Source organism: Archangium lansingense, assembly GCF_026626635.1.
GTDB lineage: Bacteria > Myxococcota > Myxococcia > Myxococcales > Myxococcaceae > Archangium > Archangium lansingense.
Genome location: NZ_JAPNKA010000001.1, coordinates 12,587,586 through 12,596,505 on the forward strand (window position 1 = coordinate 12,587,586; position 8,920 = coordinate 12,596,505).

The 8,920-nt window shown below is 69.6% G+C and carries 13 protein-coding genes; 7 read left to right on the forward strand and 6 right to left on the reverse strand.

Annotated elements, in window-relative coordinates:
- Positions 1-6: 6 nt before the first annotated feature.
- Positions 7-678, reverse strand: a complete 672-nt coding sequence (locus OV287_RS50520; RefSeq protein WP_267541272.1) for an SRPBCC family protein — start codon at positions 676-678, stop codon at positions 7-9.
- A 113-nt stretch (positions 679-791) separates the two neighbouring features.
- On the opposite strand from OV287_RS50520, the gene OV287_RS50525 reads away from it, so the two are divergent.
- Positions 792-2,288: an HAD-IG family 5'-nucleotidase gene (locus tag OV287_RS50525; protein WP_267541273.1), complete on the forward strand. Its 1,497-nt coding sequence runs from the start codon at positions 792-794 to the stop codon at positions 2,286-2,288.
- A 97-nt stretch (positions 2,289-2,385) separates the two neighbouring features.
- On the opposite strand, the gene OV287_RS50530 is transcribed toward OV287_RS50525, so the two are convergent.
- Positions 2,386-2,841, reverse strand: coding sequence for a DUF2267 domain-containing protein (locus OV287_RS50530; RefSeq protein ID WP_267541274.1), 456 nt, complete (start codon positions 2,839-2,841; stop codon positions 2,386-2,388).
- Positions 2,842-3,039: 198 nt separating this feature from the next.
- Between OV287_RS50530 and OV287_RS50535 the strand changes: the two genes are divergently transcribed.
- From OV287_RS50535 to OV287_RS50560, 6 genes are all read left to right on the forward strand, one after another.
- Positions 3,040-3,564 carry a hypothetical protein gene (locus OV287_RS50535; protein ID WP_267541275.1) on the forward strand — a complete coding sequence of 175 codons (525 nt, stop codon included), beginning with the start codon at positions 3,040-3,042 and terminating at the stop codon, positions 3,562-3,564.
- Positions 3,565-3,714: 150 nt separating this feature from the next.
- Positions 3,715-3,981 carry a hypothetical protein gene (locus OV287_RS50540; RefSeq protein ID WP_267541276.1) on the forward strand — a complete coding sequence of 89 codons (267 nt, stop codon included), beginning with the start codon at positions 3,715-3,717 and terminating at the stop codon, positions 3,979-3,981.
- Between the two features lie 56 nt (positions 3,982-4,037).
- Positions 4,038-4,478: a hypothetical protein gene (locus OV287_RS50545; protein WP_267541277.1), complete on the forward strand. Its 441-nt coding sequence runs from the start codon at positions 4,038-4,040 to the stop codon at positions 4,476-4,478.
- A complete protein-coding gene (locus OV287_RS50550) occupies positions 4,475-4,705 on the forward strand; it encodes a hypothetical protein (RefSeq protein WP_267541278.1) in 231 nt (76 codons plus the stop codon). The genes OV287_RS50545 and OV287_RS50550 overlap by 4 nt, the downstream gene beginning before the upstream one ends.
- Before the next feature lie 86 nt (positions 4,706-4,791).
- Positions 4,792-5,067, forward strand: coding sequence for a hypothetical protein (locus OV287_RS50555; RefSeq protein ID WP_267541279.1), 276 nt, complete (start codon positions 4,792-4,794; stop codon positions 5,065-5,067).
- Between the two features lie 97 nt (positions 5,068-5,164).
- Complete coding sequence (locus tag OV287_RS50560; RefSeq protein WP_267541280.1) at positions 5,165-5,668, forward strand: hypothetical protein; 504 nt, start codon at positions 5,165-5,167, stop codon at positions 5,666-5,668.
- Between the two features lie 4 nt (positions 5,669-5,672).
- On the opposite strand, the gene OV287_RS50565 is transcribed toward OV287_RS50560, so the two are convergent.
- The 4 genes from OV287_RS50565 to OV287_RS50580 all read right to left on the reverse strand — a co-directional run bounded on the left by OV287_RS50565 (position 5,673) and on the right by OV287_RS50580 (position 8,865).
- On the reverse strand, positions 5,673-6,752 hold the full coding sequence (locus OV287_RS50565; protein ID WP_267541281.1) for a S1 family peptidase: 1,080 nt from the start codon (positions 6,750-6,752) through the stop codon (positions 5,673-5,675).
- A 227-nt stretch (positions 6,753-6,979) separates the two neighbouring features.
- Positions 6,980-7,546 (reverse strand): hypothetical protein, encoded by a 567-nt coding sequence (locus OV287_RS50570; RefSeq protein ID WP_267541282.1) that lies wholly within the window; start codon positions 7,544-7,546, stop codon positions 6,980-6,982.
- A 42-nt stretch (positions 7,547-7,588) separates the two neighbouring features.
- Positions 7,589-7,975 carry a hypothetical protein gene (locus OV287_RS50575; RefSeq protein ID WP_267541283.1) on the reverse strand — a complete coding sequence of 129 codons (387 nt, stop codon included), beginning with the start codon at positions 7,973-7,975 and terminating at the stop codon, positions 7,589-7,591.
- Entirely contained in the window at positions 7,975-8,865 is an 891-nt protein-coding gene (locus OV287_RS50580; RefSeq protein ID WP_267541284.1) for a hypothetical protein, read from the reverse strand. Before OV287_RS50580 ends, OV287_RS50575 begins: the two co-directional genes overlap by 1 nt.
- Positions 8,866-8,920 lie beyond the last annotated feature (55 nt).

The window sequence follows — 8,920 nt, forward strand, 5'->3', positions numbered from 1 at the left end:
CACTCCTCACAGCGGCCGGGGCGCCCCCGAGGACGTCTGGCTCGCCGCGACCCGCTCCGAGGCCAGCTTGCGCGCCCGCTTCTCCACCGCGCGCACCGTGTCCATCACCGCGTCCTTCTGGCCGAAGCCCGCCAGGAAGCCAGGGATGGCGCCTCCGGGCTCCACCGTGAAGCGATAGACGAAGTGCGCCTTGCCCTCTCCGCGCGGAGTGAAGACCCAGCTGCCCTGGTTGTGGCGCAGCCGCACCACGCCCTCTCGCTCCGCCAGCGCCTGGTTCTCCGAGCCCCACTTCTGGCGGAACTGCCCCGTCCCGTCCGCCTCCAGCAGCTGCTCGTCCACCACGCGCAGCACGTAGTCCCGGTTGGAGATGACGGGCAGGTTCAGCCGCGTGTACGTCACGCGCGTCCCCTCCGGCCCCACGGACAGCACTCGCGACTCCGTCACGTACGGCATCCAGTGCCGGAAGCTCTCGTGGTCTCTCAGCACCGACTGGATGTCCTGGATGCCGACGCCCAGCACTCCCTCTGCCCAGACCTCGCGGCCCCCGGGGATGTCCGAGCGCTCACGCACCCGGATCTTCACCTCTCCATCGGAGAGCGTCTCCCACTCCTCCTCGGCACTCGCCCCGCCCGACACCAACGCCACCACCAGAACCGCGAGTCCCGGAAGACTCCTCATGTTCGACTCCCCTCACTCAGGACGGGTCCCGGCCAGCTCCCCGCCCTCCACCAACACCACCACCGCCAGTAAGGATCGACTTTTGGCACCGGCCAGGGCACGAAGGTAGGCATATGACCGGCAACCTGACAGCCCCCCCACCCGAGCGCGGGCTCTTCTGTAATCGCACCCTCAACATGAGGGCCATCAAGGCCATCGGCTATGACATGGACTACACGCTCATCCACTACAAAGTGGAAGCGTGGGAACAGAGAGCCTACGAGCACATGCGCAATCGGCTCGTGGCGCAGGGCTGGCCCGTAGGCCACCTCACCTTTGATCCAATGCTGGCCATGCGCGGCCTGATCATCGACACCGAAAAAGGCAACCTCCTCAAGGCCAACCGCTTCGGTTTCGTGAAGAAGGCCCTCCATGGCACCCGGCCCATGGACTTCGAGGCCCAGCGCAACGAGTACGCCCGCACCATCGTCGACCTGGCCGAGCGCCGCTGGGTCTTTCTCAACACCTTGTTCTCACTCTCCGAGGCGTGTCTCTACGCCCAGGTGGTGGATCTGCTGGATGCCGGCAAGCTCCCCGGCCCCATGGGCTACACGGACGTCTACGAGCACGTGCGCCGCAGCCTGGATGCCACCCATATGGAGGGGTTCCTCAAGGCGGAGATCATCGCCGACCCGGGGCGCTACGTGCTGGCCGAGCCGGAAACGGCCCTGGCGCTGTTGGATCAGAAGAACGCGGGCAAGAAGCTGCTGCTCATCACCAACAGCGAGTGGGCCTACACGCTGCCGATGATGCACGCGGCGTTCGACCCGTACCTGAAGGGGATGACGTGGCGTGAGCTGTTCGACGTGGTCATCGTCAGCGCGCGCAAGCCCGAGTTCTTCACCACGCGCTCCTCGCTCTTCGAGGTGGTGACGGCACCAGGCCAGGAGGGCCTGCTGCGTCCGCACTCGGGGCCGCTCCGGCCGGGGGTGCCCTACTTCGGCGGCAGCGCCCTGGAGGTGGAGCGCTCGCTGGGCATGAGCGGGGATGAGATTCTCTACGTGGGCGATCACATGTTCGGCGACGTGCACGTCACCAAGAGCGTGCTGCGCTGGCGCACCGCGCTCGTCATCCGCGAGCTAGAGGATGAGATCCGCGCCATCAGCGCCTTCCGGGCCACCGAGGCGCGGCTGGAGGAGCGGATGGTGCAAAAGGAGCGGCTGGAGGCCGAGGCCTGCCAGGTTCGGCTGGAGCTGCAGCGGAGGCGGATCGGCTACGGCCCGCGCGAGCCCTCGCCCCCGGATGAGCAGCTCCACGCGCGCGCCGCCGAGCTGCGCCTGCAACTGGAGGCGCTCGACACGGAGCTGGGCCCCATGGCCCGCGCCGCCAGCGAGCTGTCCAACCCCATCTGGGGCCTGCTGACGCGGGCGGGCAACGACAAGAGCCACCTGGCCCGCCAGGTGGAGCGCTACGCGGACATCTATACGTCGCGGGTGAGCAACTTCCTCTTCGCCACGCCCTTCGTCTACCTGCGCAGCCCGCGCGGCAGCCTCCCGCACGACCCCACCACGCCGGGCGGCACGCCCGTGTTCCCTCCCAGCACCACCGGGGGCGACACGGGCGCGCCTTGAGCCCTTTCAAGCAGGTCCGCGAAGGAGTGCCCCTGGGACACTGATGCATTCCCCGCGGCCATTTCCCCTCTCCCGAAGGGAGAGGGAGTAGTGTGCGTTACTGCGTGCGCCGCCACAGGTCCTGCAAGTCCCTGGGCAGGTTGCTCTCCACGTCCTGGGCCTCGCCCTCGGAGATGTGCTCGCGCAGGCCCAGGAAGACGGCGCGCACGATGGGCTCCACCTCGGAGACGTCCTTGCCCAGATCCTCCGCCACCACCTTCAGGAAGTCGTCCCGCGTCCTTCCGTAGCTCCGCGCCGGCTTCTCCCCACCCTCCTTGGGCAGGAACTCCAACAGCTTGCGCGGCAGCTGCGCTTGCAGATCCTTCGCCTCGTCCGGCTGGATGCGGTGCAGCAGTGCGTTGACCACCGACACCGCCGCACATTCCACTACCCCTGCCTCCAACTTTCCCGCCTCCGCCAGGTGCTTGATGAAGGCGGCGTAGGAGGAACCGAGGTGGGACTGGTGACGCTTCTCGCTGCGGCTGAGGGGGCCGCCGGTGGGCGTGTCGGCCATGTCGCTCTCCTGGAGTGTCGTTTCCTGGAAGGTGGGCACGGGCCGGGGGGTGGAGGGAGGCGGGCGATCAGAAAGGGGGCGCTGGGGACCGGGGGAGGGCAGGCGAGCCAGGACGGGGAGGGCCGGGAACCAGGGGGGCAGCCAGGCGACCTGGCCGATCAGCAGGGCGTGTCAGACCCCCCTAGTATGAGTAGAGCCGTGAGCCACTCGACCACCAGCGGCGCGTTGCGAGTCCTTGAGCAGGGCAACCTTCTCGACGGGGCGGACCAGATGCCTGTCCAGAGCGGAAGCGGGCGGAAGAAGAGAGCTCGCAAGTCGGGGTCGGCGCCCAAGAAGCTGGGCTTCGCCACGGCGCTGGCGTTGGTGGTGCAGCACGGGCGGCAGCTCGCGAAGGAGCTCGGCAAGACGGCGCTGTCGCGCTGCCCCCGCTGCAGCCACGTGGGCCCGACGGAGCAGGACTTCGGCACCCGCATCATCCGGGGCGAGCGTCGGCCGCAGTCCTGGTGCCGGAGCTGCCGCAAGGAGCACCTGCCTCCGCTCAAGGCCCTGCCCAACCTCTCGAACCATGAGGTGAAGGCCACGATGGTGGAGACGGCTAACGAGAAGCCCGCGAAGGCGCGGCGCCGCTCGGACGCCTCCCCGGTCGCTTCCCAAAATCCCCCCAAAGACGGCCTGCTGTTCCCCGCCGAGGTCATCTTCCGCGGCAAGCGCCGCACCTCCTGAGCACCCCCGCGCCAGGCTCGAGGGCAGGCCCCTGGCCTCCTCCGGCCCTCCCCTGCGCGAGCAGCCGATCAGCGCCCTCGTCCGCTCCCCGCTGAGATGCCGGTACCGCCCCACGCGCTCATTCCTCACCTTGCGAGGAGGGAGACACCCATGGCGGTTCGAACGGACACGGTGGGCATCAAGAACCGGCGCCACGCGGCGACACACGCCGTGCAACATGGCCCCCAGACGAGCAAAGGCAAACCCATTCCCTTCCGGGATGAGCTCCCGCTGCTGCGGCGCGAGCGGCTCATGGCTCGAGCACGGCTGGGCCCGGCCTCGGAGCCCCGCCTGCCGAAGACACCGCACCCGGAGGCCCCCGTGCGCGGGCGCAAGAAGCCACCCAGCCAGATGCACCTCAAGCGCAGCGGCGGGTAGCAATCGGGCGCAACAAATCAGAGACGGGCGCGTTTCGCGGACTATGCTGGGAACGAATGAGCGACGCGCTGTTCTCCTCGGAGTTTGAACCGGCCGACACGCGCTACCTGTGGCGGCTGTGGTTCGCGGACCTGCTGGACCTGGCCACCTCGGTGCTGCTGGGTTGGGGGGCGCTGCGGGCCATGGACGTGGACCGGACGCCGGGCACGCTCGTCGTGGCTGGGGTGGTGACGTGGCTCCTCATGTCCGCGGCGGGCGGGCTGAGCGGGTGGACGCTGTGGCGCGGCGTGATGAGCCTGCGGCTGGTGGTGGATGGGAGTGCGCCGGGTCTCGGTCGAGGCCTGTTCCGAGCCGTCCTCCTCCCAGTGGACCTGGTCATCTCGCCCTTCCTGCAGCGGCGCTACTGCGACCGGCTCCAGAAGGTACAGCCGGAGGCGGTGCCGCCGTTCACCAAGAGTGGCAGCGCGGCCTGGGCTGGCAGGGCTTCTGGCTGGTGATGGTGTTCGCCTCGGTGTGGTTCATGGTGATGCCCACCCGGCGCGAGGCGCTCACCTACCTGAAGAAGCTGGACGGGTGGCGCTGCTGCCACGGCAGGGCAACGCCCTCCCCCTTCAAGTGCTCCACGTCGGTGTCGCGCGCGGCGAGCGATGCGGAGGACGGAGACGCGCAGGCCCAGGCCGTGGTGAAGGACTGCCCGAAGGCCTCGGCCGAGATGGGGCGCTGAGCCAGCAGGCGCCCGGCGTACGGGTCAACCCGCGGGGGATGGAAAAACGGCCCGGGTGTCCTTACCTCCGATGCAGGAGGTCACTCATGGCAGTCAGGACCCGGGTAGCAGGCATCAAGAACAAGCGGCGGGTGACGAGCGCCGACGAGGCGCAGCCCAACCTTCAGTCCCAGGGCGTCAGCAAGGGGAAGAAGACGGTGCCCCGCGACCAGGCAGCGGCCCTGCGGCGGCAGAAGCTGATGCGCAAGGCCACCCCTGGCCCGGCCATGACGGAGCCCGTGGGACTGGGGCCCGCCACCACCGAGGTACGGCCCGGCAAGCGGACCGTCACCCGGCGCAAGACGAAGCGCGGCAACGTGTAGTGCGACCGCCAGAACCGACAACCCATACCCGACAGATGGACCGGCCCCCCTGGTCATTCCGGCCGGTCATCCCTACCTACACGTGGGGGAAGAACTCATGCCAGAGAAGACCCAGCAGTCGCGTGCCAAGCGCGCCAAGGCCAAGGGCACGACCGTGACGGTGAAGGCCTCGGACGTCGGCGATGTTCCCGCCGGAAAGAGCGCCCACGCCCTCAAGAAGAGCCGCGGCATCGTCGGCACCGCCCGCAGCAACGAGCGCTCCGTCAGCCGGCGCCGCCCGCCCGGTGAGGGCAAGACGGCCCAGAGCCTCAAGCTGCCCCTGCCCGAGACCGGTAGCACCACCTCGCGCCGCAAGACGATTCCAAACGAGGCCGCCACCCAGTACCGCCACGGGCCGCACAGCAAGACGGTCCCCACCGAGGCGGCCGCCGCCTACCGCCGCGAGGAGCGTCCGAAGAATCCCCGCAACGAGGCCAAGCAGCGGCAGGAGACGCGCAGCAAACGCGGCTCGCCCGTGCAGGGCCGCAAGAAGGCCCCGAGCGAGATGGACATCACCCACCGCGGGGGTCCTCGCAAGCGCCTGCCCATCCACGGCGGCTGAGCGCTCACGACCTCCTACCGGGCCTCCTCGCCACGAGGGGGCCCACGAGCACCCAAGCACACGCGAGCCACGCCCACAGGCCTGCGCCCGGCGCCCCCGTGCAACCGCTCGCCTCCTCGGGGGGCGGTGGTGGGGGTTGGCCGCAAGGAGTGAAGCAGCGGCACGCGTCCTCGCCTTCGGGCTCCAGGCGCGCGCACACGCCGCCCGTTCCGCACTGCGCATCCTCGGAGCAGACGGCGCCGTAGTTCCCCTCCTGCAACGCTGGCTGGAGGCAACGCGCCGCTTCCCCTCCCGCCACCGACTCACAGGCCAGCCCCGCTGGGCACTGTGCATCGCTCGTGCACGAGGCCGTGCAGAGCGACTCGAGCGCGAGGTGCGGACCCTGGGGCTCCAGCGGCTCGGCGAGGAAGGGGTGGATGAAGTCCTCGAGCAGCGCGTCCACCCGGACGTTGAAGGCCTCCTCCCGGCAAGCCACGTCGCCGCTCGCCGTGATTCCCGCCAGCATCTCCTGCCCCTCCACTCCCCGCACCAGCACCGGCCCACCGCTGTCACCCACGCAGCTCATCGCTGGCGAGGCTCCGGCACGGAACGCGCCCGCCTCCACTTCCGTCAGCTGTAGCTCTCCCTGGCGCCTCTGGCCCGGCGGTGCACTCGCGTCCCTCGTTTCGCCAAAGCCGACGACTCGCGCGGGCAGGCCCGCCTCCAGGGAGACCTTCCCGGGCTCGGCGAGTGGGAGCGGAGACACGTCCACCGGACGCGACAGGCGCAGCAGCGCCGCATCGTTGGCGTGTGTCGTCCGGTCGTACCCCGGATGCCGCACCGCTCGCGCGACTCGCACGAAGCGGCCCTGGGGCTCTGGCTCCGGTAATAGCCTCGCTCCAAGGAAGACCTCGTAAGCCCCGTCCGTCCCGAAGATCTCCAGGCAGTGCGCCGCCGTCAGCACCACGTCCGGAGCGATCAGCGCCCCCGTGCACAACAGCGTCAGGGGCTCTCCCGTGCAGCGCGCTCGCCGGGCCAGGAGGGCCACCACCGCCGCGTCATCCGGAGCCTCGGTGCCGAAGACCACGGCGTCCGTCCGGTTCATGGGCGTCTGTGGCGCCGACGGGGTCGGGGCACAGGCACCACAGAGTGTCCACAGCACGAGGCTCAGGAGTACGGGAGCAGTGCGTAGACCCTCACCCCTGCCCTCTCCCAGAGGGAGAGGGTGATCGCAACCCGGGTTCATCCGATACCCTCACCCCGTCCCTCTCCCGGTGGGAGAGGGGAAGTTCGTGCGCGGGGGACGTGCTCACCCTCTCGCGTGGGTAGCGCTTACTGCGTCACCTTCTCGTGGCTCGCCTGCCCCGTCAACGCCGCCTTCTGCTCGTGCAGCCTCTCCAGCCTCGCCCGGTGACGCGAGAGCTGCACCGCCAGCCTCTTCGCCTCCTCCTTGTTTCCACTCGCCTCCGCCGCCTGCCGCTCCTCCTCCAGCCGCTCCACGTCCCGCGCCATCAGCTCCGTGATGCGCACCAGCTTCCCGTGCTTCCACTCCGCCGTCTGCGGCTTCTCCGGCTCGATGGGCTCGTTCTGCTGCGGCAACGGATTCGCCACCTCGGGCTCCGGCACCACGTCCCCAGGGCCGATCGGCACCACCGTCGCCCCACGCCCTTCCGACACCACCGCCTGCGGCTCGGACTTCATCGGCTCGGGCCGCTGCGCCCGCACAGCCGCGGGCGTAGACACCGCTGTGGACGTAGAGGCCGCGGACACCGACGGCGACGGCGGCGTCCCGCCCGGGGTCGTGGGCTGGGGCCCAGTCGGCAGGAAATGCAGCATCAACGCGGCCCCCAACAGCAGGGCCGCGCCGAGAGGCAGAAGGAAACGGAACCGGTTGTTCATCGCTCGTCCATTCTCTCCCAAAAGGGCCCGGCACGCCGCCCTCTACAAGCGCAGCTTCCAGCCCTCCGGGTGCTGCTCCACGCGCAGCAGCATCGGCTCCTCACGCACCTGCCCATCCCGAGCCACCCGCGCGCGCACCACCACCGCGCTCGAGTCCCGCCCGTCCACCCGGGCGTCCAGCACCTCCACCAGGGAGAGGCCGTGCTCGTTCATCTCCTCCACGGTCGCCTGGCAGGTGTCGCCCGCCTTGCCAGTCAGCAAGGGGCCGAGCACCGCGCAGTCCCCAGCGGGCAGCGCCTCGAAGAAGCTCTGCACCGTGGCCCGCGCGGCCTCGGTCTTCCGAGACTCCGTGTTACAGCCGAGGGCGGCCACCAGGCCCAGCCACAACGCGGCGCTCGGCACCGCCCTCCTGTTCAGCCAGCGCATCATCAGTAGCAGTTGCCAGCGAACATCTCGTCGTCGCTCGCGGAGACGAACTGGTCGTCGCAGTAGGCGCTCGCCAGCGCGTGGCCGTTGCGCACGCAGCCGTCGTGGTTGGTGGCGTCCAGCGTGTACTGGGTGTCACCACCGCAGCCACCGCCGCAGCGGCCGAAGCAGATGCCCATCACCTTCGGGCGGCTCCAGTGGTCCGGCTCACCGCACACCCACGTGCTGCCGTTCAGGTAGTACTCGTCGCCGCTGCACGAGGTGTGGTCGCCGAGCTGGGCAATCTGCTGGTTCTTCGCCAGGTCGAAGCCACCGTGCTGGCAGTCGTGCTTGGCGTACGAGTACCAGTTGTAGGAGCCGCCGCAGCTGCCCGTCCAGGCGCCGTTACACTTCGCGTAGCTGCACAGCATGGTGTAGCCACGGCCCTGCTCGCCCATCACCGTGCGCTGCAGCTCCACCGAGCTGGGGTGCTGAGACCAGAGGCTCACCGCGCGCCGCAGGTACCTGGCCTCGGGCGCCGCCGCGTCACCCGCCGGAATCTGCGCGTTGAGCGCCGCGTACAGGGCAGACAGCGCCTCGCGGTCCCCGTCCAGCATCTGCGTGTCCTGTCCCGTCTCCTCCGCGAAGCCGTCCAGGTCCGACACGCCGTTGGCCGCGTCCACCAGGCCCGCCAGCGTCATGCCGTTCTGCCGCACCTCAATCCGGTAGACGCCGGGCTCCACCTCTCGCGAGGAGAACTGAGCCACGGTGCCCGCCTGCGCGAAGCGGCCGGACACCACGCCCGACTCCTGCTTCAGCTCCAGGCCGTCCACCGGCCGCGCATCCTCCGTGCGCGCGCTGCCTCCACAGCCAAACAGCATCACTGCCGCGACTGCTCCCAAAATCTTCCGCATTGGCTCGCACCCCTCCTGCTCCGGAACTTTCCGGATCCGCAGAAAACGAGAATTA

What these genes read in the sequence shown, in the direction of transcription:
- OV287_RS50520 (WP_267541272.1), bottom strand. Translation starts at nt 678, where the DNA reads ATGAGGAGTCTTCCGGGACTCGCGGTTCTGGTGGTGGCGTTGGTGTCG.
- OV287_RS50525 (WP_267541273.1), top strand. Translation starts at nt 792, where the DNA reads ATGACCGGCAACCTGACAGCCCCCCCACCCGAGCGCGGGCTCTTCTGT.
- OV287_RS50530 (WP_267541274.1), bottom strand. Translation starts at nt 2,841, where the DNA reads ATGGCCGACACGCCCACCGGCGGCCCCCTCAGCCGCAGCGAGAAGCGT.
- OV287_RS50540 (WP_267541276.1), top strand. Translation starts at nt 3,715, where the DNA reads ATGGCGGTTCGAACGGACACGGTGGGCATCAAGAACCGGCGCCACGCG.
- OV287_RS50545 (WP_267541277.1), top strand. Translation starts at nt 4,038, where the DNA reads ATGAGCGACGCGCTGTTCTCCTCGGAGTTTGAACCGGCCGACACGCGC.
- OV287_RS50555 (WP_267541279.1), top strand. Translation starts at nt 4,792, where the DNA reads ATGGCAGTCAGGACCCGGGTAGCAGGCATCAAGAACAAGCGGCGGGTG.
- OV287_RS50560 (WP_267541280.1), top strand. Translation starts at nt 5,165, where the DNA reads ATGCCAGAGAAGACCCAGCAGTCGCGTGCCAAGCGCGCCAAGGCCAAG.
- OV287_RS50565 (WP_267541281.1), bottom strand. Translation starts at nt 6,752, where the DNA reads ATGAACCGGACGGACGCCGTGGTCTTCGGCACCGAGGCTCCGGATGAC.
- OV287_RS50570 (WP_267541282.1), bottom strand. Translation starts at nt 7,546, where the DNA reads ATGAACAACCGGTTCCGTTTCCTTCTGCCTCTCGGCGCGGCCCTGCTG.
- OV287_RS50575 (WP_267541283.1), bottom strand. Translation starts at nt 7,975, where the DNA reads ATGATGCGCTGGCTGAACAGGAGGGCGGTGCCGAGCGCCGCGTTGTGG.
- OV287_RS50580 (WP_267541284.1), bottom strand. Translation starts at nt 8,865, where the DNA reads ATGCGGAAGATTTTGGGAGCAGTCGCGGCAGTGATGCTGTTTGGCTGT.